The organism is Streptomyces sp. NPDC039423, from assembly GCF_055598725.1.
Window position 1 is genome coordinate 629,362 of sequence record NZ_JBVKAH010000003.1, and the last position, 23,157, is coordinate 652,518.

Sequence of the window (23,157 nt, forward strand, 5' to 3'; positions counted from 1 at the left end):
GGACGGGCGTCCGTGCCGCCACGGCCCCGGCGCGGCCGCAGGGCCCGGTGGGGGGCGCTTCGGCGGTGCGGCACGGCATCACAGGGGGACGGCGGGCGACGCCGGGAAAACACCGGCGTGTTGTGCGGACTCTCGCAGGTCGGGCGTCCTCCCTCCCGTGCCCGGTCCGCCTCCGGGGTGCTCTCGAACGGCGCCCCTTCGGCTCACCGGCCGCGCCACCAGGCCACCGTGGCCTCGACCTGTTCGTCCAGGGGGGTGGCCCGGACCGTGAACGCGGCCTCGTAGGCACGGGCGTCCAGGACGAAGGGCCGGTCGAACTGGTAACGAATCTCCTTGAGTTCACGCAGCAGCGGGGAGACGATCGCCCCGGCCGTGAGGACGGCCGGCGGCAGACGGCGCACCGCGACCGGCCCGGTGCCCGCCTCGGCGGCCAGCCGGGCGGCCATCTCCCTCACCGACAGGGCGGGTGCGGTCGGCACGTGCCAGGCACGCCCCCAGGCCCGCTCCTGGCCCGCGACCTCCACCAGGGCCCTGGCCACGTCGGGGACGTAGGTCCAGCTATGGGGGGCGTCCGGGTCACCGAGCGTGGTGACGGGCTTGCCGCGCAGCAGCCGCGGCACGACCCGCGCGGCGAGGTGGCCGCCGTCGGTCACGCCCGGCCCGAAGAAGTCCGACGCCCGGACCTCGACCGCCCGTATGCGGCCCCGCTCGTGCAGTTCTGCGGCCCGCTCCCATCCGGCGGCGCGCACCCGCCCCTTGGTGCCGGTCGCGGCGAGGGGCAGGTCCTCGGTGAGGGGGCCGTCCACCGGCCCGTAGCCGTAGAGGTTGCCCAGCAGGACCAGGACGGCCCCGGTCGCCTCGGCCGCCGAGCAGAGCGAGGCGACCAGCGGCGGCCACTGCGCCGCCCAGCGGTGGTAGGGCGGCGCGGCGCAGCCGTGGATGGCGGCCGCGCCCCGTGCGGCGTCGCTCAGCCGCTCGCCGTCCCTCGCGTCCAGCGCGAGGTGCTCGATGCCCGGCTCCGGGGCCCTCCCCGACCGGGTGACGACACGTACGGTATGGCCCTGACGGGCCAGCAGCCGGGCGGTGGCCGCCCCGGCGGGCCCGAACCCGATGACGACATGAAGACTCATCCGCGCACACTAACGCGCGTGCCGCGCACGGCCTCGGGTGGTCCCCGGTCGCCCGGGGCTCATGTGCGGGCGGGCTCGCCGGACTCGACCGGACCCAGCTCGAACGACAGGTGCGGGGACAGCGCGCGGAGGAAGCCCGGAGCGTCGAAGGCCTCCCCCGCGGTGGCGGCACCGGTCCTCGTGACCTCTCCGGCGAGGACGCGCAGGGTGGCCTCCACGGCGAGGGGCGCGGTGACGGCGTAGATGTCCCGGCCACGGGCCACCGCGCGGCGCCGGTCGCCGCCGGAGCGCACGACGACGTCGACGAGGAACGTCTGGTCGGAGCGCCCGCGCTCGTCGGCCGGCACCGGCGCCGTGGCGTCCGGGTCGAGCACGTCCCGTACCGCTTCGGCCGTCATGACCGTGTGCACCGCCCGGGTGGTGACGTGGCGGGGGATGGTGACGCTGTCCGCGGTGGTGAACTCCCCCACCACGTCCCGTTGGCCGACCGGTGCGGGGTAGGTCCACCGCCCGGTGGGCGCCCGGTCGGTCCGCAGGTGCAGCCGGCCGTCCGCGAACACCAGGCGCCGCCCTTCGCGCCGGCTCCGGGAGACCCGGGAGGACTTGCGGGTGCCGGACGTGGGGTGCCAGCTACTGAGCGCGTACGCCAGGTGGACCTCGTCCACCTGTGCCCAGGTGCCCGCCGCGGCGGTGGCGAGCAGGTCGCCGAGGCCGCCGTAGAAGGCCATCGCCGGTACGACGAGGACGCCGGCGTCCCGGGCGGGCCCGTCGAACCGCGCGAACGTGTCGGCCACCGCCTCCACTTCGGCCGCCACGTCGACGTAGGGGATCCGTGCGCGCAGGGCCGCCTCGATCACGGGCGCGGTCGTCGCGGCGAACGGTCCCGCGCAGTTGATCACCGCCGCGGCGCCGGACAGCGCGGCGTCGAGGGCGGCGGCGTCGTCCACGGACGCCTGTCTGACCTCCAGGCCGGGGAACGACTCCGCGAGCGCGCGGAGCCCGTCCGGATCCCGTCCGGACAGGACCGGGTTCAGTCCCCGCTCCACCAGCTCCGCCACCACGAATCGGCCGGTGTGCCCGTAGGCGCCGTAGACCGCGACCGTCTGAGTCGTTCCCATCGGATGTCTCCCCTTTTCCGTTCCGACCACACGCATCGATCACTGGTGCCATCCTGCTGCGGCCGGGGCGCCGGCCGGGAGTGGCGGCAATGCCCGCACCCGTACACTTTCGGACATGAGGACCGTCGCGCTGGCCGTTTCCGCCGGAGTCCCGCACTTCGAACTCGCCGCCGCGTGCGACGTGTTCGGCGTCGACCGCTCCGACCTGGCCGACCCCTGGTACACGTTCACCCTCTGCGGCCCGGCCGGGGCACGGGTCGGCGAGCGGTTCCGCCTGGAGCCGGACGCGGGCCTCGACCGGCTCGTCCACGCGGACACGGTGATCGTCCCGGCGTGCGCCGACCCGGACGAGGACCCGCCCACCGAGCTGGTGGACGCCGTACGGGCCGCGTACGACGCCGGGGCCCGGGTGGCGTCGCTGTGCACGGGCGCCTTCGTGCTGGCCGCCGCCGGGCTGCTGGACGGACGGCGGGCCACCACCCACTGGATGCACGCCCCGGCGCTGGCCGCCCGGTACCCGCGCGTCCGGGTCGACCCGGACGTGCTCTACGTGGACGACGGCCGGGTGCTCACCTCCGCCGGCAAGGCGGCCGCCATGGACCTGTGCCTGCACCTGGTGCGCCTGGACCACGGGGCGGCCGTCGCCAACCAGGTGGCCCGCCGCCTGGTGGTGCCGCCGCACCGGGCGGGCGGCCAGGCGCAGTTCGTCGCGACGCCGCTGCCGGAGCCGCGCGACCGGTCCCTCGCCGACCTGCTGTCCTGGGCGATGCGGCGCCTGGACCAGCCGCTCACGGTGGAGCAGTTGGCCCGCCGGGCGAACATGAGCTCCCGCAACCTGGCCCGCCACTTCACGGCGGTCACCGGCACCACTCCGCTGCGGTGGCTGCTGACGCAGCGCGTCCACCGGGCGCAGGAGCTCCTGGAGACCACCGACGACACCGTCGAGTCGATCGCCGCGGCCACCGGCCTGGGCACCGCCACGACCCTGCGCCGGCACTTCCACCGCAGCGTGGGCGTGCCCCCGGACACCTACCGGCGCACCTTCCGCAGCGCCCGCCCCGGCGGTTCCGGCTGACCCGCCGGGAGCACGCCGGGGCGTACGCGCACACGCCGGTTCCGCTCAGCCGGCACCCGGGGGCAAGCGGGTCCCGTCGTCGCCGGTCCCGTCACCGGTACCGGCCGCGTCCCCGGTGCCGGCCGCCTTCCGGGCCGGACGGGCGCGCTGGTGGGCCCGCTCCCCCTGCGGCCCGAAGAGGACGTCCATGCCCGCCACCTTGCCGAGACGGCCCGGGGCCGTGCAACCGCCGCGGGCGGCGGCGGGGCGTCAGGACCGGCCCCGTGCCTGCCGGAAACGCGCGAGGCCTGCGCCGAGGTCGATCAGGGGCGGGGGGTAGTCCAGCGCGGCGCGCTCGGCCTCGGGCAGCCGCCAGGGCTCGTGGACGCGCCGCGGGTCGACGGACCGCAGTTCGGGCACCCAGCGCCGTACGTACTCCCCTTCCGGGTCGAACCGCTTGCCCTGGATCACGGGGTTGAGCACCCGGTGCGGCCGGGTGTCGGTGCCCGTGCCGGCGATCCACTGCCAGTTGAGCTGGTTGTTGGCGACGTCGCCGTCCACCAGGAGGTCCAGGAAGTGCCGGGCGCCGATGCGCCAGTCGACGTACAGCGTCTTGGTGAGGAAGCTCGCCGTGAGCAGGCGGGCGCGGTTGTGCATCCAGCCCTCGTGGCGAAGCTGGCGCATGGCGGCGTCGACCACGGGGTAGCCGGTGCGGCCATCCCGCCACGCGGTGATCTCCTCCGCCGCCTCCTCGGGGGTGCGCCAGCGGTCCTGGCGCGTCCGGTAGTCACGGACGGACGCGGCGGGACGGGCGGCGAGGACCTGGTAGTGGAAGTCGCGCCAGCAGAGCTGCCGTAGGAAGGCCTCGCCGCCCGGCCCCCCGTGCGCCGACGCCCGGCGCGCGAGCTCCACGGGGGACAGCGCGCCGAAGTGGAGGTAGGGCGACAGGCGGGAGGTGGCGTCCCCGGCCAGGTCGTCCTGCCGGTCGGCGTACGCGGCGAGCCCGGAGCGCGGCCAGCGGGCGAACCGGTCCCGGCCCGCGGTCTCCCCGCCCGGCCCGAGGCCCGGCGAGACGCCGGTGACGTCGTGGCGGGACGGCGGGTCCTCCCCCCGTACGGCTGCGGGGACGCGGACCGCACGCGGCGGGTCGTAGGGGTCCCGCAGGGCGGCCTGGGACCAGCGGCGGAAGAACGGGGTGAAGACGGCGAAGTGGTCCGAGCCCGCGGGGGTCAGCACACCGGGGGCCACGGCCGTGATCACCGCGTCGTGCACGTGGAGGGCGACGCCCCGCGCCTCCAGTTCCCTGGCGAGCGCCTCCTCCCTCCGGTGGGCGTAACGGGTGACGCCGGCCGCGAGGTGGACCTCGGTGGCCCCGCACTCGGCGACGACGGCGGTCACCTCCCGCACCACGGGTCCCGAGCGCACCACGAGCCGCCCGCCGCGCCGGCGCAGACCGGCGTCGAGGTCGGTGAGGCAGTCGGCGAGGAAGGCCCGCCGGTTGGGGGCGTCGAAGCCCGCCGCACGGATGCCGGGGTCGAGCACGAAGAGCGGCACGACCTCGTCGGCGGCGCGCAGCGCCGCCCGCAGCGGTGGGTGGTCGTGCAGGCGCAGGTCCGAGGTGAACAGGACGACCGCGACGGTCATGGCGCCACTCCTGGGGGCACGGGGTGAACGGTGAACGGGTGAACGGGCGAACGGGCCGCGGACGGAGAGCACCGGGGCGCACGGGGCGGAGGCGGGGTGCGGGGCAGGGGCGGCGGCCGTACGGGGTGCGGGGCGGGGCGGGGGCGGCGGCCGTACGGGGTGCCGGGCGGCTCCCGTCACCTCCGGGCGGTGTGCCTCCTCCGGACACGCCGTCCCGGGGGGCGGGTGCCGGCGCGGGCCGCCATGCCCTTCGCCGCCGCCTGGGTGATGTTCCGGGCCATCCCCCCGAAGACCACGGCGTGGAAGGGCGACACGCTCCACCAGTACAGGTGCCCGGACAGGCCGCGCGGGTGGAACAGCGCCCGCTGGCGGTAGCGGGTGCGGCCGTCTCCGTCGGTCTCGGCGTACATCTCCAGCCAGGCGAGGCCCGGCAGCCGCATCTCGGCGCGCAGCCGCAGCAGGCGCCCCGGCTCGATCTCCTCCACCCGCCAGAAGTCGAGCGAGTCGCCCACCCGCAGCCGCTCGGCGTCCCGGCGTCCGCGCCGCAGGCCGACGCCGCCGACGAAGCGGTCCAGCCAGCCCCGGACGGCCCAGGCCAGCGGGAAGGAGTACCAGCCGTTGTCCCCGCCGATGCCCTCAACCACCCTCCACAGGGCCTCGCGGGACGCGTCCACGGAGAGGTGCCGCTCGTCCTGGTAGAGGCTGCCGCCCGCCCAGTCGGGGTCGGTGGGCAGGGGGTCGCTCGGCGCCCCGGGCACCGAGGCCGAGGACCAGCGGGTGGCGACCTTCGCGTCCCGCACCCTGGTCAGCGCGAGCTTCAGCGCCTCGTCGAAGGGCAGCGGCCGGCCGGGGCCGTCGGGCACGTACCGCGCGATGTCGTGCTCGTGGCAGACCACCTCGTGGCGCAGCGACTCGGTCAGCGGGCGGGCGATGGACGCGGGAACCGGCGTCACCAGGCCGATCCAGTGGCTCGACAGGCGGGGGGTGAGCAGCGGTACGGGAAGGATCAGACGGTGGCGCAGTCCGGCGACGGCGGCGTAGCGGAGCATCATGTCCCGGTAGGTGATGATGTCCGGCCCGCCGACGTCGAAGGCGCGGTTCACGTCGGAGGGCATCCGGGCCGAGCCGACGAGGTAGCGCAGCACGTCCCGTACCCCGATGGGCTGGATGCGGGTGTGCACCCAGCTCGGGGTGACCATCACCGGGAGGCGCTCGGTCAGGTAGCGCAGCATCTCGAAGGAGGCCGAACCCGAGCCGATGATCACCGCGGCCCGCAGCACGGCGGCGGGCACGGGCCCGTCGAGGAAGATCCGCCCGACCTCGGCGCGGGAGCGCAGGTGCGGGGACAGCTCGTGTTCGGGCACGCCCTCGGGTGTCAGTCCGCCCAGGTACACGATCCGGCGCACGCCCGCCGCGTGCGCCTGCTCGGCGAAGACGCGCGCCGCCGTGCGGTCCGTCTCCTCGAAGCCCGCCCCGGTGCCGAGCGCGTGCACCAGGTAGTAGGCCACGTCGACACCGCGCATCGCCCCGGCGACGGACGCCGGGTCGGTGACGTCGCCCCGGACGGTCTCGACGTCGTGCGCCCAGGGGTGGTCGCGGAGCTTGGCGGGGGTACGGGCCAGGCAGCGGACCCGGTGTCCGGCGGCCAGCAGCGGCGGTACCAGCCGTCCGCCGATGTAGCCCGTCGCACCGGTCACCAGGCAGTGCAGCCCCTCGCCGTGCTCAACCCGTCCCGTCTCCACGGTCCGCTCCTTCCCGGTCGTCCGGCATGGTGCCCCTCCGGCCGATCATCACCGCAACGCCGCTTCGGTGCCTGTCGTGGCCCCGTACGACTTCCCCCCGGGACGCCCGGCCGGATGCACGGGCCCGGGTGCCGGCTCCGCGCCGCGCGCGGCCCGCGCCGGCCGCCGGAATCCGCGCTCCGCCCGGCCGGCCCGGCGATGCCGAGGGGCGGCGTCGAGCGGCGGTTATGCTCGCAATCCCCTGTCTTTAGAGGAGCCATGAGCGAGCCCGCACCGAACCTGCCCCAACTGCTCGCCGAGGCCAAGCGCTGGTTCGAAGAGGCGCTGCTGGCCAGCATGCGGGCCGCCGGCGAGCAATCGGTGACCGCGGCGCAGGCCGGGGTGTTCGCCGTTCTCGCCGATGAGGGAACTTCGATCTCCGAGCTGGCCCGCAGGATCGGGGTCACTCGGCAGACCGCGCACCAGGCCGTGCGCAGCTTGGTCGCCATGGGGCTGCTGGAGCAGGTGCACGACCCGGCTTCCGGCCGTAGCAGCCTGGTCCGCCCCACCGCCGAAGGCAGCCGGGTGCATCGGCGTGCCCTGGCCGCGATCGCCGTCATCGAGGACGTCCTGGCCGACCGGATCGGCGCCGCCACGGTCACCGCGTTGCGGGAGGGGCTGGGCGCGGCTCGGGGAGAGCCGCCGATTGTCGAGGTGCCCCGGTAGCCGCGGTCGTCCGCCGGAACGGCGCACACGAGGGGCGGGGGTGGCCGTCCCACCGGCCGGGGCCTGCCCCGACCTCAGGGGGAAGAGACTGTCAGGTAGCCTGACAATCTCTTCCCCTTTTTCGGAGGTCTCCCATGACCATGGAGTTCGCCACCCGGCACCGCTCCCGCTCGCACATTCCCACCGAGCCGGGCGTCCCCTATTTCCTCGAGAAGGGCATGGGCGACCGCGCCCACCTGATCGGCGACCTGGTCACCGTCTACGCCGGCGGCGAGCAGACCGAGAACGGTTTCAATTTCTTCACCGTCGAAGGCCCCAAGGGCGACCTCATCCCCACCCACGTCCACGCGGACACCTACGAGGTGTTCTACGTCACCGACGGCGCGGTGCGCCTGTTCGCCGAGGACCTTCGGGGCGAGCAGCATGAAAAGCTGCTGACCAGCGGCGACTTCGGCTTCGTGCCGAAGAACTGTCCGCACGCCTACCGCATCGAGCGCCACCACAGCCGGGTCGTCGGCGTGGCCGCCGGCGCGGGAACCACCTTCGAGCGGTTCTTCGAGAACCTCGGCGCGCCCACCGAGGAGGTCACCCTCCCCCACCAGCCGCGCTTCCCCGGTCCCGAGAAGTGGCGCGCCGCGGAGGAGAAGTTCGACGTGCGCCACCTGCCCGACCACCGGTGGCGCACCGGCGAGTGACCGGTCGGCCGGCGCGTCGCCACGGCTCGGAGGGGTGCCGCACGGGGCGTTCGCCCGCCGTACGGCGGGCAGTCATGGAGCGTCCGCCGTGCGGTACCCCACGCACGTTGTCCTTGGGGCGCCCCTCGCCGCCGCCCCCTCACCCGCAGAGGTCAACGCACCCATGGCAGATCTCAACCGCCGCCGCTTCCTCCAACTCGCCGGGGGCACCGCCGCCCTCACCATGCTGTCGGACAGCATCGCCCGGGCCGCCGCCATCCCCGCCCAGGGCGGCACCGGCACGCTCCAGGACGTGGAGCACATCGTCGTCCTGATGCAGGAGAACCGTTCCTTCGATCACTACTTCGGAGCGCTGCGGGGCGTCCGGGGCTTCGGCGACCCGCGCCCCGTCACCCTGCCCGGCGGCAGGTCCGTCTGGCACCAGGCCGATGCCGCCGGCAAGGTCACCCTGCCGTTCCGGCCGGCCGGCGACGACCTCGGCATGGAGTTCCTCCAGGGCCTCAACCACGACTGGGCGGGCGGCCAGAAGGCGTTCAACAAGGGCAGGTACGACCAGTGGGTGCCGGCGAAGACGGCCACCACCATGGCGTACCTGACGCGGGACGACATCCCCTTCCACTACGCCCTGGCCGACGCGTTCACCGTCTGCGACGCGTACCACTGCTCCTTCATCGGCTCCACCGACCCCAACCGCTACTACCTGTGGACGGGGCACACCGGCAACGACGGCTCGGGCGGCGGTCCGGTGCTCGACAACGCCGAGGCCGGCTACGGCTGGACGACCTACCCCGAGCGCCTGGAGGCGGCCGGGGTGTCCTGGAAGGTCTACCAGGACATCGGGGACGGTCTCGACGCCACCGGCCACTGGGGCTGGATCGGGGACGCCTACCGCGGCAACTACGGCGACAACTCCCTGCTGTACTTCACCTCCTACCGCGACGCCCGGCCCGGCGACCCGCTGTACGACAAGGCTCGCACCGGGACGGACGCCAAGGCGGGCGACGGCCTGTTCGACCGGCTGCGCGCCGACGTCGGGGCCGGACGCCTGCCCCAGGTGTCCTGGATCGCCGCCCCGGAGGCGTTCTCCGAGCACTCCAACTGGCCGTCCAACTACGGCGCCTGGTACATCGCCCAGGTGCTGGACGCGCTGACGTCGAACCCGGACGTGTGGGCGCGTACCGCGCTGTTCATCACGTACGACGAGAACGACGGCTTCTTCGACCACGTCGTACCGCCGTACGCGCCGTCCGGCCCCGCCGAGGGCCTGTCGACGACGCCGACCGCGCTCGACCGGTTCCCCGGCGGGACCGGGTTCGTCGCCGGGCCGTACGGGCTGGGCCCGCGCGTGCCGATGCTGGTGGTCTCGCCCTGGAGCACCGGGGGGTACAGCTGCTCCGAGACCTTCGACCACACCTCGGTCATCCGGTTCATGGAGCGCCGCTTCGGGGTGCGCGAGCCCAACATCTCGCCCTGGCGGCGCGCCGTGTGCGGTGATCTGACCTCCGCCTTCGACTTCGCGCGGACACGGACGACCCCGGCCGCGCTGCCGCCGACCGCCGGCTACTACCCGCCGGACCGCGAGCGCCACCCCGACTTCAGGCCGACCGCCCCGGCCGTCGGCACCATGCCCCGCCAGGAGCCGGGCAGCCGGCCCACCCGTCCGCTGGCCTACGCCCCGTACGTCGACGGTGCCGCCGACACCGCCGCCGGCACCTACCGGCTCACCTTCAGCGGCGGCCCGGCGGCCGGCGCGCACTTCCACGTGACGTCCGCCAACCGCACCGACGCCCCCTGGACCTACACCACCGAGGCGGGCAAGTCCCTGACGGACACGTGGAACACGCGGTACTCCAAGGGGGTCACGGACCTGACCGTCCACGGGCCGAACGGCTTCCTGCGCCGCTTCCGCAACCCCGGGAAGGCGGCCGGCCCGGAGGTCACCGCCCGCCACAACGGCACCACCGGCAACCTCGACCTGACGTTCACCCACGCCGGCACGGGCGAGGCCCGTCTCACCGTGACCAACGCCTACGGCGGCGGGGCGCACACCGTCACCGTCCCCCGGGGGGCGACCGTGCGGCACACCGTGGACCTCGGCGCCGGCGGCCACTGGTACGACGTGACGGTCACCGCCGCCACCGCCGACTTCGTACGCCGGTTCGCCGGCCATGTGGAGACCGGCGCCCCCGGTATCAGCGACCCGGGCATCCTCACCACCTGACCGGGCGGGGCGGGCGCGTCAGGCCGGTTCCCGCCGGCTCCACGGCGGCAGGGTGACCCGGGCGTCCACGCCCCGGGCCGGCGGCGCGGCCGGCACCAGGCGCAGGGAGCCGCGGTTGGCCTCGGTCAGGGCGTTGGCGATCGCCAGGCCGAGGCCGGACCCCTCCCGGTCGGCGGAGTTGCTGCCGCGCCAGAAGCGGTCGAGGGCGCGCCGGCACTCGTCCGGGGTCATGCCGGGGCCCTCGTCCCTGACCCGGATCCGGACGGAGCCGCCGCCGGTGCCGTAGCGGACCAGAACGCGCTGCCCCTCCTCGGACACGTGGAGGGCGTTGTCGATCAGGACGTCGAGGATCTGCTCCAGGTGCCCGGGGACGGACGCGCAGACGGCGGGGCCGTCCCCGGAGGCCACCAGTTCCACTCCCTTGCGGGCAGCCGCCTCGCTCCAGGCCGTGATCCGTTCCGCCACCACCGTCGCCACGTCGGTCCGCTCCTTGGGCTGGTCGGGGCCCTGCGCCCGCGCCAGGCGCAGCATCTGGTCGAGGATGGCGGACAGCCGCTCGGCCTCGGCGACGGCCTGTTCGAGCTGCCGGGCGCCCTCGGGCCTGATCCACGGTTCGAGCGCCTCCACACGCAGCCGCAGCGCGGTCAGCGGGTTGCGCATCTGGTGGGACGCGTCGGCGGCGAACGCCCGCTGGGCGTTCAGCAGCGTGATCAGCCGGTCCGCCATCCGGTCGAACGCCTGGAAGAGGCGCCGGATCTCCGGCGGGCCCTGGGTGCAGCGGGCCCGGATGTCGTACGCGCCGTCGGCGATGGCCTGGGCCGTCCTGTCGAGCCGTTCGATCGGGCGGAGCAGCCAGCGGCTCAGCGGGATGCCCGCGAGCGCCACGGCGGTGAGCGCCAGCGCCCCCACGGCCAGCAGGAGCAACAGGCGGTGGACGATGTCGTCGCGCAGGGAGGTCGTGGAGACGACGGCACCGACCGCGCCGACGACCATCTCCCCCCGGTAGGCGGGCTCGGCGTAGAGCACGGGGTCGGGACGCAGCGTGGTCCGGCGGTCGTTGGAGATCCCGGTGGGGATCCCGCGCACCGCCCTCGGCAGGCGCGGGCCCAGTGCCCCGGTCACCTCGCCGGCGGGCGCCCGGGACGTCAGGACGGTCCGGCCCTTGTGGTCGACGACCACGATGGCGGTGTCGTAGCGGCGGTCGTAGGCCCGGATGCGGTCCTCGAGGTCGTCCGGCGACTCACCGGTGAGGACGGTCGCCGCGTCCTTGGCGAAGTCCTCCACCGCCTGGTGGCGCACCATTTCGAGGTGGTGGTACTCGTTCATGGAGTAGCTGAGCGCCAGGGGCACCCCCAGGACGAGCAGGATCAGCGCGGTGAGCGACAGGTACGTGAACATCAGCCGTATCTGCACGCCACCGGCCTCACTGGTCGGGCTCGACGAGACGGAAGCCCACCCCGCGGACGGTCTCGATCCACCGCTTGTCCCCGAGCTTGGCGCGCAGGGCCGAGACGTGGACGTCCAGGGTGCGACTGGAGCCGTACCCGTTGTCCTCCCACACACGCTCGATGATGGCGTCCCGGGTCCGTACGGCGCCGCTCTCCTCGGCCAGCATGGCGAGCAGGTCGAACTCCTTGGCGGTCAGCGACAGGGAGCGGCCGGCGAGGGTCACCTGGCGGGCCCGGACGTCGACGGACAGCGGGCCCACGTCGAGGAGTGGCCGGGGTGCGGCCTCGGCGGCCGGGCGGAGTCCGCTGCGCCGGGTGACCGCCTCTATCCGGGCCAGGAGTTCGCGGATGCCGTAGGGCTTGACCACGTAGTCGTCGGCTCCGGCCTTGAGCAGCAGGACGCGGTCGAGTTCCTCCGAGCGCGCGGTCACCGCGATGATGGGGACCGGCGAGAAGGCGCGGATCCGGCGGCAGACCTCGTAGCCGTCGAGATCCGGAAGGTTTAAGTCCAGGAGGACGAACTCCGTCGCCCCCGCCATGTCCACCGCACGCGCGCCGGTCGGCACCCATGTGACGGCGTGACCGTGCTGCCCGAGGATCTCCGACAGTGCGTCAGCCACGCGCTCGTCGTCCTCAACCAGAAGTATGCGCACGAACGTCCACCGAGTCCTCTTCCGGAGGCTACCCCCGGCCCCCTCCGTGGATCTTAGATGAGAAATCGCCGGACGTGACCGTGCGTCCGTGAGGCGCATACCGGTCGTGACGGACGGCAGGCGGGAGGACGGGCCTCGGAAGGTGCGGCGCGGGGAGGCGCGCGCGGGGCGGTGACGTCCGTTTTCACCGCTCGGCACCTTCCCGTACCGCTACGGCTTAATGTGGGCAATGATCCGCAGTCCGCATCACGGGAGGCAGGCCACGGTGCCTTGGCCACTACCCACTCGCAGCAGCAGAAGCAGCCGATCGGCTCCGGGCTGGCTCCTGCTCACTCCCGCCCTCCTGCTGCTCCTGCTGGCGGGCTGGCTGCTGCTGGGCTTCTACCTCTCGCCCCGGCAGGACACCAAGGGCTGCGCGGGCGAACGGGCGCCGGGTGAACGGCCGCCGGGCGAGCGGGCGCAGTGCGCCAGCTCCCGCGACACGCCGCTCTCCGGAGCGCACCGCTCCTAGGAGGGACACGACCTGGGAAGGACACGACGGCAGTTCAGATGTGCACACCCGCTCCGGCCGGCAGCAGGGGACGGAGCCGGTCGCGGACGAGACGGACGACGGCGTCCTCGGCGTCCCGGAGGAAGAAGTGCCCCCCGGGGAAGGTGTGCAGGGTGCAGGGGCCCGTCGTGTGGCGGTGCCAGTCCTCCCCCTCGTCGCGGGTCACCCTGGGGTCGTCCTCGCCCAGCAGGACGGCGACCGGACAGCTCGGCTCGGGGGCCGGGTGGTGGCGGTAGGTCTCGATGGCCCGGTAGTCGACGCGTACGGCGGGCAGGACCAGCCGCAGGACGTCGAGGTCGTCGAGGACCTCCGTGTCGGTGCCGCCCAGCGAGCGCAGCTCGTCCACCAGCCCGGCGTCGTCCAGGAGATGGGCGCGCTCGTCGCGGTGGCGGGAGGGGGCGCGGCGGCCGGACGCGAAAAGCTGGACGGGCGGGGCGCCCAGCCGGTGTTCGAGCCGTCTGGCCGTCTCGTAGGCCAGCACCGCGCCCATGCTGTGCCCGAACAGCGCGAGGGGCCGTTCGTCGAGGACGAGCCGGAGGGCTTCGGTGATGCCGTCGGCCAGCCCGCCGATGTCGTCCAGGGCCGGCTCCGACCGGCGGTCCTGGCGGCCGGGGTACTGCACCGCGAGGACCTCCACGACCGGGGACAGCCCCTTGGAGAAGGAGTGGAAGGACCCCGCCGCGCCCCCCGCGTGCGGGAAGCACACCAGCCGGAGGGGTGCCCCGGGCGCGGGGTGGAAGCGCCGCAGCCAGCGGGTGTCGGTCGGTACGGGCGTGCTCACGGCGCTTCCTCCCCGGTACGACCGGACGCCCCGGCCGACGTCCCCGCCGTCACCCCGGCGGGCAGCGACCAGGCGTCGTCGTCGGCCGCCAGCCGGCCGAGCAGGTCCTCGTAGGCGCGGAGCATGTCCTCCATCAGCCCGGCAGGGAACAGTTCGTCCACCGCGTCCCAGGCCAGCAGCACCTCGTCGTCGACCTTGTAGACCTGGTGGTCCAGCCATACCTGGGGGGTCTGCGAGAGCATCCAGGTCCACTCCCCCAGCTCGCCGCGGACCTCGGGGCGGACGAACGCCGAGCCCAGGTTGCACGCGAACACGACGGGCGCGCCGACGCGCCGGCCGCCGTTGGCCCGGCGCAGGTCCTGGAGGACGTTCAGGGTGGAGTACTGGGCGTGGGAGACGTTCTCCTGGATCTGCCGCTGGAGGTCCCGCACCCGTTCGGCGAAGGGTGCGGGCCGCCGCAGGTCGACCGCCAGGAGCACCAGGTTGGTGAAGTCGGCGACCATGTCGTTGACGGCCGGGTCCAGGGGCTGCCGGTCGAACAGGGGCACGTTGAGCAGGAAGTGCCGCTCCTCGCTCCACGCCCCCAGCACTTCGGCGTAGGCGGTCGCGAGGACCATGGCAGGGGTCAGTCCGTGCCGGCGGGCGGCGGCGGTGATGCGGTCCCAGGCCGGTGCGCCGACCCGGAAGGAGCGCCGGGAGAACACCGGCCGGGTGATCCGCTCGGGGGGCACGGCGAGGGGCAGGCGCGGCCCGGACACGGGCAGCCCGGCGATCCGCTCGCGCCAGTAGGCGCGGGCGGTGGCCAGCGGGCTGCCCGGTGCGGTGGCGGAGCCGCACCAGGCGCGGCGGTCCCGGAGGTACTGGGCGAAGCCGTAGGCGGGCGCCGCGGGGAGCTTCCCGGGGTCCCGGTAGGCGGTCGCCAGGTCGGCGAGGACGATCTCGATGCTGGCCACGTCGGCGACGAGCAGGTCGATGTTGACGTGGATGCGGGTACGGCCGCCGGGGAGCAGGGAGAGCTGGACGTCGAACACCTCGCCGCGGGAAACGTCCAGCAGCCGGTGGGACAGCCGCGACCGCAGCCCGGCGAGGGCCCGCTCGGCGTCCTCCGCCCCGGAGCGGCCGAGGTCGTGCACGGTGAGGCCGGTCCAGGGGCTCTCGTCGAGGACGACCTGGCGGCCGTCGTCCAGGAACCGGGCGCGCAGCATGCCGTGGCGGGCCAGGACCTGCCGTACGGCGGTCTCCAGCCGGTCCGGTGCGACGCCGGCCCCGTCGAGCTCCAGGTAGGCGTGGCAGCCGACGCCCCCGAGGGTCATGCCCTCGCGGCGCCCGATCCAGTAGGCGCGCTGCACGGGGGTGAGGTCGAAGGCGGCCGAGCCGTCGACGGCGGGAAGCGGCGCCGCGGGGGCTGCCGCCGGGGGGCCGGGGGTGGCGGCCGTGGCCGTGAGCAAGGCGTGCCAGTGCGCCACGGTGGGCTGTTCGGCCAGCTCGCGGAAGGTGACGGAGGCCCCGGCGCGCCGCCATCCTCCGGCGAGCTTCATCATCCGGATGGAGTCCATGCCGTGCCCGATCAGGTTCGCCTCGTCGGGGATCGAGCCGGGCTCCACACCGAGGACGTCGGCGGCCGCGCGCCGGACGTCGTCCTTGGACAGGTCATTCATGGGCGGTCCTTGCCAGTGTGTGAGGGAGGCCTTCGGGAGTGCGCTGCCGGGGCGCCCGGAGTGCCGGGGTCCGGCCGAGCCACGCGGTGATCCGGGCCGCGACGGACGGCAGCACTCCGGGGTCCACGATCGAGTAGTGGTCGTACGGCCAGACCTCCGCCTCCAGGCCGGGGCAGACGGCGCGCCACGCGGGCACCGGGTCGGGCCGGTCCACCTCGCCGGCCACCAGCAGCAGGGTGGGCACGGTCGAGGCGGCCACCCGGTGGGCGGCCAGCACGGCCAGGTTGTGGGAGTGCACGCGCACCAGCAGCTCGTACCGGCGTGCGGCGGCCTCGGGGGGCAGCCAGCCGTGCTCGGCCGCGAGCCGCGCCCCGGTGTCCGCGAGGCTGCCGGGCGGCGCCTGTTCTATCGCGGTCCGCACCGCGCCGGGCAACCGCCCGCCGGCGAGGTCCGCGAGGAACTCCAGGTGCCGCTCGGCCTCGGTGGCGGGTGCCCGCACCTCCGACACGTCGCTGTCGAGCATCACGACGGCGGCCCGGTGGCCCTGGGCGGTGAGCTGCCGGGCGACCTCGTGGGCCAGCACCCCGCCCATGGACCAGCCTCCCAGCAGGTATGGGCCTTCGGGCCGGACGCGCTGGAGTTCCTCGCGGTAGGCGGCGGCCATGGCGGGCAGGTCGGGTGCGAGTGCCGTGGCCGATCCCTCGGCGAGGGCCCTGCTCTGGAAGGCGTGGACGCGCCCCGGCCAGACGCGCGCCAGCGGCGTGTAGCTGGTGACGGAACCGCCGACCGGGTGGAAGAGGAACAGTTCGCCGCCGGGGTCGGCTGCGGCGCCGGGGGCCGCTGCGGTGCCGGGGTCGGCTGCGGTGCCCGGGTCCGCTGCGGTGCCGGGAGCCGCTCCCCCGTCGGGGCCCGCGCCGGTGCCGGGGCCGCCGGCCAGCAGCACCCGGCAGGAGGCGACCCGGTCGCGTTCCTCGATCCGCCCGGCGAGCGCCCGTACGGTCGGGGCCTCGAAGACCTCGCCGAAGCGGAGTTCGACGCCGAGCTCGGTGTCGATCCGGTCGATCATCCGCAGCGCGAGCAGCGAGTTGCCGCCGAGGGCGAAGAAGTCGCCGTCGGGTTCGACCGCCGGCAGGTCCAGCAGTTCCGCCCACAGCGCGGCCAGCCGGGCGACGAGCTCGCCGCCGGCCGTGCCGTCCCCGGCGGTGGCCGGGTCCGGTGCCGTGCGGGCCCGGTCGGCGGCGGCCAGCGCGGCGGCCACGTCGACCTTGCCGTTCGGTGTCAGTGGCAGCCGGTCCAGCACATGGATCCGACCGGGAACCAGGTAGTGGGGCAGCAGGGAGGCGAGATGGGCGCGCACCTGCCGGTCGTCGAGCCGCTCGCCCTCGCCGGGGACGACCAGCGCCACCAGGCGCCGCTGTCCGCCGGACCCCTGCACCCCGCTGACCACGCACTCGCGCACGGCGGGGTGCTCGCGGGCGGCCGCCTCGACCTCGCCCGGCTCCACCCGGAAGCCCTGGATCTTGAGCTGCCGGTCCTCGCGGCCGAGGAACTCGATGGTGCCGTCCGGCCGGTAGCGGCCGAGGTCGCCGGTCCAGTAGAGCCGTTCACCGGTGTCCGGGTGGCGTACGAACCGCTCGGCGGTGCGCTGTTCGTCCCGCCAGTAGCCGGCACCGAGCCCCACGCCGCCGATGTGGATGCGGCCGGCGGCCCAGGGCGGCCGGAGGCCCATCCGGTGGTCGAGGACCTTCATGGTCTGGTTCCGCAGCGGAACGCCGTAGGGGACGCTCTGCCAGTCGGGGTCGGTCTTCCCGATCTCGTGGATGTTCGACCATATGGACGCTTCGGTGGCCCCGCCCATGGCGATGAGCCGGACGTCCGGCCACAGGGCCCGCAGCCGGTCGGGCAGGGCGAGCGGGATCCAGTCGCCGCTCATCAGGAAGGCGCGCACGGGCGGTGCGTCCGCGGGCCGCTTCTCCACCACCTCGGCGAGCATCTGGGCGAGTGCCGGGACGGAGTTCCAGACGGTCGCCCCGTAGGTGGCCGCCGTCCGCGCCCAGCCCGTGGGGTCGGGCCGGGAGGAGGCGGCGGGCAGCACGAGGGCCGCGCCGGCGGCGAGGGCGCCGAAGACGTCCCACACCGACAGGTCGAAGCTCAGGGAGGAGATGCCGAAGACCCGGTCCTCCGGCCCCAGGGCGAGCCGCTGGTTGATGTCGGCGACGGTGTTGACCGCCGCTCGGTGCTCGATCATGACGCCCTTGGGCAGGCCCGTCGAGCCGGAGGTGTGGATGACGTAGGCGAGGTCGTCCGGTGCGCCCGCGGGGGCGGGCAGCGGCTCCCCGCCCGGCCGTACCAGGTCCACGGACAGCACGGGCCGGGTGCCGAACCGCTCGTCGCCGAGGCCGGTGTGGGACTGCGCCAGCACCGCCGGGGCGGCGCAGGACTCCACCAGGTGCCGCACCCGGTCGGCCGGGAGGGCGGCGTCGACGGGGCAGTACGCGGCACCGGAGCGCAGCACGCCGAGGACGGCGACGACCTGTTCCCAGCCCTTGGCCATCACCACGGGGACGACGTCGCCGCGGCCCACGCCCCGGGCCGACAGCCAGGCGGCCACGGCTCTGGAGAGGAGTTCCGTCTCGCCGTAGGTGAGGGTGCGGGCGGCGGAGACGACGGCGGGGTCGTCCGGCCGCGCCGCCGCCCGGCGGAGGAAGCCGTCCTCCAGCCGTTCCGCCGGGGCGGGCCCGGCCGCCTCGTTGAGGGCGGCGACCACGGCCCGGTGGCCGGCGGGCACCGGATCCGGTTCGCCCGCCGCCCCGTCGGGACCGGCGAGGGCGTCGAGCATCCGCCCGTACGCCTCGAACATCATGTCCGGGAGGCCCGGTGGGAAGGCCTCGTCGACGACGTCCCAGACGCAGTCCACGCCGCCGCCGGTCCCGTCGTGCAACTGGTTGTCGACCAGCACCTGCGGGGTGCGCAGGTCGCTGGTGACCTCCCGGCACGCCAGCCGTTCACCGGCCGGCGCCGCCGGCTCCCGCCGTCCGGCCGGGGACGCGGCCTTGAGCATGCTGGTGAAGACGTAGGGCAGGGCGGCCCGCGAGGACCAGCCGCGCCGGGCGGCCAGTTCGCGGGTGATGCGTACGCCGGAGACGTCGGCGTTCTGGAGGTCGCGCAGCACCTGCTTCTGGAGGCCCCTGGCCCGTTCCCAGAAGTCGCCGGGCCGGGCGAGGTCCACTTCGAGGGGCAGGGTGGCGCCGAACTGCCCCATCACCCCGGCCATCTCGGGGCGGCTGGTGGCCCAGTTCTGGTGCAGCATGTTCAGGCTGAAGCGGGGGGTGTCGGCCCAGGCGCCGAGCACCTCGGCGAACACGTGCAGCAGCGCGGTGGTGGGGAGGATCCGGTGCCGGCGGAACGCGGTGCACAGCCGCTGCCACTGGGCGCCGCTCAGCCGGTGGGTGCGCCGGGTGAACCGTACCGTGCCGATGGCGGAGGGCTGGGTGGCCAGCGGGAGCCGGGGGGCGTCCGGGAGGGTGTCCAGCCGCTCCTCCCAGTACCGCCACTGCCGGTGGTACTCCGGTGTGTCCTCCTGCTCGGCGAGCCTGAGCCGGCACTCGCGGTAGGTGAGCCCGGGCGGCGGCAGCTCGGCGGTGGGGTCGTGGTAGAAGGTGCGCCACTCGTCGATCACCTGGCGGATGCCGCGGCCGTCGAGGAGCAGCAGGCTCATCGCGAGGTGGACGCGGAACCGCCGGGGGCGCACGCGGTGGACGACGAGGTCGAACAGCGGCCAGTGCGCCGGGTCGACGCCCTCGTCGCACATGCGCCGGCGGGTGGCGGTGAGCCGGTCCTCGCGCTCGGGGCCGCCGAGGCCGGTGAGGTCCTCCACCACGAGCCGGTACGGCAGGGTCTCCCCTTCGCCGAGGACCCGTTGGGTGCCGCTGCCGTCGACGACGGTCCGCAGGTGGCCGTGGCGGCGCAGCAGCCGGTCGACGGCCCGTTCGGCGCGGGCCGGGTCGAGGTTCACCATGTCGAGCTCGACGTAGTAGCCCGGGCGGAAGCCGCCCAGTTCGACCATGCGCGACATGCCGACGACGTACGCCTCCTGGAGGGGCGTCAGCGGGAAGGGTGCGTGGTCGGTCATCCGTCGGCCTTCGCGTCGCGGGACAGGATCACGGCGAGCTCCCTGATCGTCGGTGCGTCGAACAGCATGTCGATGGCCTCGTCGCCGGTCCGCTCGACGCCGAGGTCGGTCCGGAAGCGGCCGGCCATGCGCACCGCGTGGAGCGAGTCGCCGCCCAGGTCGAAGAAGTTGTCCTCGACGCCGAACTCGTCGTGGCCCAGTGCGTCGCGCCAGATCTCGAACAGCCGCCGTTCGAGGTCGGTGCGCGGTCCGGTCCGCCGGTCGGGCGCCGACTCCTTCCACGGGGTGGGCAGCGCGGAGCGGTCGACCTTGCCGTTGGCGCTGAGCGGCAGTTCGTCGATGAGCAGGTAGTGGTGGGGGACCATGTACTCGGGGAGCAGGTCGCCGAGGACCTTGTTCAGCGCCGTGAGGTCGAGTGAGGTCCCTTCGGAGCCGGTGCCCGCGATCAGGACGTGCTGGACGAGGGCGTCGACGGCGGGGGCGCCGTCGGGCACCGGGACGACCCGGGCGAAGCCCGCCGCCGTCAGGTGCTCCTGCCACTGGGGGACGGTGAGGAGTGTGGCCTCGCGCTGGTCCTGGTAGTTCCCGAAGCCTTCGAGGAACGCGAAACTGATCATGTTGAGGGGGGAGTTGAACGTCCCCTCGATCAGGACGGCGATCCCGCCGGGGGCGAGCAGCCCGCGGAGGGCGGCCAGGGTGCGGGTCAGGTCCTTGGCGTCGTGGAGGACGTTCGCCGCGACGACGACGTCGGCGCCACCGGGGGCGAGGCCCTGGGTGCCGGGGTCGGCGTCGATGTCGAACAGCCCGTAGGTGACGAAGGGGTACGTGTCCTCGTAGCGCTTCCTGGCCGTCTCGGTGAACGCGGTGGACAGGTCGGTGAAGTGGTACTCGGCGCGTCCGGCGGGCAGTTCGGCGAGGACGGCGTCGGCGGTGGAACCGGTGCCGGCGCCCACCTCCAGGATCCGTGCCGTGCGGTCGCCGGGGAGGCCTTCGACGAAGCTGCGGACGGCGCGGGCGGCGATCCGGTTCTGGAGGCGGGCGGCCGGGTTGGCGGCGTACAGGGCCTCGGTGACGCGCCAGTCGCCGTCGGGCAGGAGGAGCTGGAGGGGGCGTACCTCGCCCCGGAGGAGGGGGAGCTGGCGCTCGACGCACGAGGTGAAGTACTCCAGGAGCACCCCGTCGGAGCCGTCGGCGCTCAGGTCCGCGAGCACGGCGGTGATCTCCCGGTCCAGGGCGTCCGCGTCCAGGGCCCGTTCGGCGCGGTACTCGCCGGGCCGGCCGGTGGCGCGCAGGTCCCCCCGGTCGGCGAGGACCGCCATCCACTGGGCGACGAGTCCGCGGTACAGGGGCTTGACGCCGCGGCGCTCGACGACGTCGTCGGCGGTGGCCGTCCCGCCGTCGCTGGTGAGGACGCCGAGCCGGGCGAGGTTGCGGGCCATAACCGTGGGGGCGAGGGCCTCCAGACGGTGCCACAGGTCGCGGAAGGTGCCGATGGCGGGCGCCAGTTCGGCGGTGGCCCGCCGCAGTTCGTCGCGGGCCGCGTCGAGCACCGTGGGCCAGGTGACCGTGGTGTCGGTGCCCGTGCCGGGACCGGCGTGGACGTCGCCGGCGGTGTCCGTGCCGGTCGCGGTGCCGGTCGCGGCGGCCGAGCCGTCCTCGGGGAGGACGTAGGCCACGAGCTGGCCACGGCCGGTGGCGGGGTTGGTGTCGACGGTGACGAGGGCCTCGCCGACGCCGGACTGGCGGCGGAGGACGGCGGCGATCTCGTCGAGCTCGATGCGGTAGCCGTTGACCTTGACCTGGGTGTCCTCCCGGCCGAGGAACTCGATGTCGCCGCCGGGGAGGTAGCGGCCGAGGTCGCCGGTGCGGTAGAGCGTCTCACCGGTCCTCGGGTGGACGATGAACCGCTCGGCCGTCCGGACCGGGTCGGCCCAGTAGCCCTGGGCGACTCCGGTGCCGCCGATGAGGATCTCGCCGGTGGTCCACACGGGGCAGGGGTCGAGGGCGTGGTCGAGGACGTGCAGCGTCTGGTTGGCGAGCGGCGTGCCGTACGGGATGCGGCTCCACTCGGGCGGCACCTCCCCGACCGGGAAGTGCACCGACCAGATGGACGCCTCGGTCGCCCCGCCCAGGCTGATGACGCGGGCGCCGGGGTACGGGGCGCGGATCGCGTCCGGCAGGGAGACCGGGATCCAGTCGCCGCTCAGCAGCACCAGTCGCAGCGGCGCGGCGGCGGGGGGCGGGACGGGGGCCTCCAGCCAGACCCGCATGAGCGCGGGGACGGAGTTCCAGATCGTCACGCCGTGCCGTTCGACCAGGTCCGACCAGTGCAGCGGGTCGTGGACGCGGCCGGTGGCCGGCATGACGACGGCCGCTCCGGCGGCGAGCGTGCCGAACACGTCGTAGACGGAGAGGTCGAAGCTGAGGGACGACAGGGCGAGCACCCGGTCGGCCGGGCCGACGCCGAAGCGCCGGTTGATGTCCTGGACGGTGTTGGCGGCGCCACGGTGGTCGATGACGACGCCCTTGGGCTGACCCGTGGAACCGGAGGTGAAGATCACGTAGGCCAGGTCGTCGGGGGTGGGCGCGACGTCCAGCGGTCCGGCGTCCGCCTCCCGCACCTCGGGGTCCTCCAGGGTCACCAGCCGTACGCCGGCGGGCCATTCGAGCCGGTCGCGCAGTACGGGTGTGGTGACGACGGTGCGGACGCCGCCCTGCTCGATGAGCTGGGCCCGCCGGGCGGCGGGCCACTGCGCGTCGATGGGCAGGTAGGCGGCGCGCGCGAGGGTGACGCCCAGGACGGCGGGGACCTGCGCGAGGCCCTTGTCGACGACGACGGCGACGAGTTCGCCGGGGGCGGCGTCGAGGGCGGTGAGGCGGCGGGCGAGTCTCCGGGCGCCTTCCACGACCTCGCGGTAGGTCAGCCGGCCGTCCTCGGCGAGGACGGCGACGGCGTCCGGGGTGGCGGTGGCCCGGGCCTCGACCAGGCCGCAGAGCGTCGTGGCGGGGATGTCGGCGGCCGTGTCGTTGACGGCGTCGCGCTCCTCCCGCTGCCACCTGGGCAGGGAGGCGGTCCTGCCGGGGGCGTCCCACAGACCGGGGTCGCCGGCGAGCCGGGTCAGCAGGTCGGTGCAGACCGCCGTGATGTCCTCGGGCAGGCCGTCGGGGAACGCCCCCCGGCGGGTCTCCCAGGTCACCGCGAGGCCGCCGTCCTCCTCGGTGAGACGGCAGCTCAGCAGCGGCGGGCCGGCGGGCGTCCCGGCCGGTGCGTCCGGTGCCGTGCCGGCCACCGGACCGTCGTCGAGCTGCCGGCCGACCCGGCCGGCCCGTACGGCGAAGGAGTCGCCGCTCCCGGGCGCCTCGAAGGTGAGGGTGCGGGTCCCGCTCCCGTCGGGCACGACCAGGTCGAGCGAGAAGTCGGGACGCTTCGACCACAGGCGCAGCACATCGGCGGCGGCGGCCGCCGCGGCGACCGCCGGGGCTATGTTCCGGCCGGTCGATATTTGCGTGAAGGAATCCCAGTCCGGCCGCTCGACCAACTGCCCGTATTGCATGGTTCCGCCGTCGTCAACGGTGTCCGTGCGTGCCACCGTCGGCATTTCCGGAGCGGACGGGAGGTCTGTCAG

16 protein-coding genes are annotated in these 23,157 nt (G+C 74.7%); 5 read left to right on the top strand and 11 right to left on the bottom strand.

Going from position 1 to position 23,157, the window contains the following annotated elements:
• Window positions 1-203: 203 nt before the first annotated feature.
• Window positions 204-1,130, bottom strand: coding sequence for an NAD-dependent epimerase/dehydratase family protein (locus tag ACZ7LK_RS13510; RefSeq protein WP_392272729.1), 927 nt, complete (start codon window positions 1,128-1,130; stop codon window positions 204-206).
• 59 nt (window positions 1,131-1,189) lie between these two features.
• Window positions 1,190-2,248, bottom strand: a complete 1,059-nt coding sequence (locus ACZ7LK_RS13515; protein ID WP_392272728.1) for a saccharopine dehydrogenase NADP-binding domain-containing protein — start codon at window positions 2,246-2,248, stop codon at window positions 1,190-1,192.
• Window positions 2,249-2,363: 115 nt separating this feature from the next.
• Between ACZ7LK_RS13515 and ACZ7LK_RS13520 the strand changes: the two genes are divergently transcribed.
• Window positions 2,364-3,323 carry a GlxA family transcriptional regulator gene (locus tag ACZ7LK_RS13520; protein WP_392272727.1) on the top strand — a complete coding sequence of 320 codons (960 nt, stop codon included), beginning with the start codon at window positions 2,364-2,366 and terminating at the stop codon, window positions 3,321-3,323.
• A gap of 45 nt (window positions 3,324-3,368) precedes the next feature.
• Here ACZ7LK_RS13520 and ACZ7LK_RS13525 read toward each other — a convergent pair whose 3' ends face one another.
• The 3 genes from ACZ7LK_RS13525 to ACZ7LK_RS13535 form a co-directional block, all read right to left on the bottom strand.
• Window positions 3,369-3,512 carry a hypothetical protein gene (locus ACZ7LK_RS13525; RefSeq protein WP_392272726.1) on the bottom strand — a complete coding sequence of 48 codons (144 nt, stop codon included), beginning with the start codon at window positions 3,510-3,512 and terminating at the stop codon, window positions 3,369-3,371.
• Between the two features lie 60 nt (window positions 3,513-3,572).
• Window positions 3,573-4,946, bottom strand: a complete 1,374-nt coding sequence (locus ACZ7LK_RS13530; protein WP_471140425.1) for a cryptochrome/photolyase family protein — start codon at window positions 4,944-4,946, stop codon at window positions 3,573-3,575.
• Between the two features lie 176 nt (window positions 4,947-5,122).
• Window positions 5,123-6,688, bottom strand: coding sequence for an SDR family oxidoreductase (locus ACZ7LK_RS13535; protein WP_392272724.1), 1,566 nt, complete (start codon window positions 6,686-6,688; stop codon window positions 5,123-5,125).
• Between the two features lie 258 nt (window positions 6,689-6,946).
• Here ACZ7LK_RS13535 and ACZ7LK_RS13540 point away from each other — a divergent pair, with 258 nt between their 5' ends.
• From ACZ7LK_RS13540 to ACZ7LK_RS13550, 3 genes are all read left to right on the top strand, one after another.
• Window positions 6,947-7,393, top strand: a complete 447-nt coding sequence (locus ACZ7LK_RS13540) for a MarR family winged helix-turn-helix transcriptional regulator (RefSeq protein WP_392272723.1) — start codon at window positions 6,947-6,949, stop codon at window positions 7,391-7,393.
• A gap of 134 nt (window positions 7,394-7,527) precedes the next feature.
• On the top strand, window positions 7,528-8,088 hold the full coding sequence (locus ACZ7LK_RS13545) for a quercetin 2,3-dioxygenase (RefSeq protein WP_392272722.1): 561 nt from the start codon (window positions 7,528-7,530) through the stop codon (window positions 8,086-8,088).
• A 163-nt stretch (window positions 8,089-8,251) separates the two neighbouring features.
• Window positions 8,252-10,309 carry a phosphocholine-specific phospholipase C gene (locus ACZ7LK_RS13550; RefSeq protein WP_469461916.1) on the top strand — a complete coding sequence of 686 codons (2,058 nt, stop codon included), beginning with the start codon at window positions 8,252-8,254 and terminating at the stop codon, window positions 10,307-10,309.
• Window positions 10,310-10,327: 18 nt separating this feature from the next.
• Here the strand turns inward: ACZ7LK_RS13550 and ACZ7LK_RS13555 are convergent, their stop codons facing one another.
• Both ACZ7LK_RS13555 and ACZ7LK_RS13560 read right to left on the bottom strand, forming a co-directional pair.
• Window positions 10,328-11,722 (bottom strand): sensor histidine kinase, encoded by a 1,395-nt coding sequence (locus ACZ7LK_RS13555; protein ID WP_392272720.1) that lies wholly within the window; start codon window positions 11,720-11,722, stop codon window positions 10,328-10,330.
• A gap of 10 nt (window positions 11,723-11,732) precedes the next feature.
• Entirely contained in the window at window positions 11,733-12,410 is a 678-nt protein-coding gene (locus tag ACZ7LK_RS13560) for a response regulator transcription factor (protein WP_392272719.1), read from the bottom strand.
• Between the two features lie 265 nt (window positions 12,411-12,675).
• On the opposite strand from ACZ7LK_RS13560, the gene ACZ7LK_RS13565 reads away from it, so the two are divergent.
• On the top strand, window positions 12,676-12,921 hold the full coding sequence (locus ACZ7LK_RS13565) for a hypothetical protein (protein WP_392272718.1): 246 nt from the start codon (window positions 12,676-12,678) through the stop codon (window positions 12,919-12,921).
• A 34-nt stretch (window positions 12,922-12,955) separates the two neighbouring features.
• On the opposite strand, the gene ACZ7LK_RS13570 is transcribed toward ACZ7LK_RS13565, so the two are convergent.
• From ACZ7LK_RS13570 to ACZ7LK_RS13585, 4 genes are read right to left on the bottom strand one after another with little or no spacing between them, the layout of a single operon-like run.
• Window positions 12,956-13,741, bottom strand: coding sequence for a thioesterase II family protein (locus tag ACZ7LK_RS13570; protein ID WP_471140431.1), 786 nt, complete (start codon window positions 13,739-13,741; stop codon window positions 12,956-12,958).
• Window positions 13,738-15,399, bottom strand: a complete 1,662-nt coding sequence (locus tag ACZ7LK_RS13575; protein WP_471140434.1) for a condensation domain-containing protein — start codon at window positions 15,397-15,399, stop codon at window positions 13,738-13,740. Before ACZ7LK_RS13575 ends, ACZ7LK_RS13570 begins: the two co-directional genes overlap by 4 nt.
• Window positions 15,392-19,531: a non-ribosomal peptide synthetase gene (locus ACZ7LK_RS13580; RefSeq protein WP_471140437.1), complete on the bottom strand. Its 4,140-nt coding sequence runs from the start codon at window positions 19,529-19,531 to the stop codon at window positions 15,392-15,394. Before ACZ7LK_RS13580 ends, ACZ7LK_RS13575 begins: the two co-directional genes overlap by 8 nt.
• On the bottom strand, window positions 19,528-23,130 hold the full coding sequence (locus tag ACZ7LK_RS13585; protein ID WP_471140439.1) for an amino acid adenylation domain-containing protein: 3,603 nt from the start codon (window positions 23,128-23,130) through the stop codon (window positions 19,528-19,530). Before ACZ7LK_RS13585 ends, ACZ7LK_RS13580 begins: the two co-directional genes overlap by 4 nt.
• Between the last annotated feature and the right edge of the window lie 27 nt (window positions 23,131-23,157).

What these genes read in the sequence shown, in the direction of transcription:
- ACZ7LK_RS13510 (WP_392272729.1), bottom strand. Translation starts at nt 1,130, where the DNA reads ATGAGTCTTCATGTCGTCATCGGGTTCGGGCCCGCCGGGGCGGCCACC.
- ACZ7LK_RS13580 (WP_471140437.1), bottom strand. Translation starts at nt 19,531, where the DNA reads ATGACCGACCACGCACCCTTCCCGCTGACGCCCCTCCAGGAGGCGTAC.
- ACZ7LK_RS13530 (WP_471140425.1), bottom strand. Translation starts at nt 4,946, where the DNA reads ATGACCGTCGCGGTCGTCCTGTTCACCTCGGACCTGCGCCTGCACGAC.
- ACZ7LK_RS13520 (WP_392272727.1), top strand. Translation starts at nt 2,364, where the DNA reads ATGAGGACCGTCGCGCTGGCCGTTTCCGCCGGAGTCCCGCACTTCGAA.
- ACZ7LK_RS13575 (WP_471140434.1), bottom strand. Translation starts at nt 15,399, where the DNA reads ATGAATGACCTGTCCAAGGACGACGTCCGGCGCGCGGCCGCCGACGTC.
- ACZ7LK_RS13545 (WP_392272722.1), top strand. Translation starts at nt 7,528, where the DNA reads ATGACCATGGAGTTCGCCACCCGGCACCGCTCCCGCTCGCACATTCCC.
- ACZ7LK_RS13525 (WP_392272726.1), bottom strand. Translation starts at nt 3,512, where the DNA reads ATGGACGTCCTCTTCGGGCCGCAGGGGGAGCGGGCCCACCAGCGCGCC.
- ACZ7LK_RS13515 (WP_392272728.1), bottom strand. Translation starts at nt 2,248, where the DNA reads ATGGGAACGACTCAGACGGTCGCGGTCTACGGCGCCTACGGGCACACC.
- ACZ7LK_RS13585 (WP_471140439.1), bottom strand. Translation starts at nt 23,130, where the DNA reads ATGCCGACGGTGGCACGCACGGACACCGTTGACGACGGCGGAACCATG.
- ACZ7LK_RS13540 (WP_392272723.1), top strand. Translation starts at nt 6,947, where the DNA reads ATGAGCGAGCCCGCACCGAACCTGCCCCAACTGCTCGCCGAGGCCAAG.
- ACZ7LK_RS13550 (WP_469461916.1), top strand. Translation starts at nt 8,252, where the DNA reads ATGGCAGATCTCAACCGCCGCCGCTTCCTCCAACTCGCCGGGGGCACC.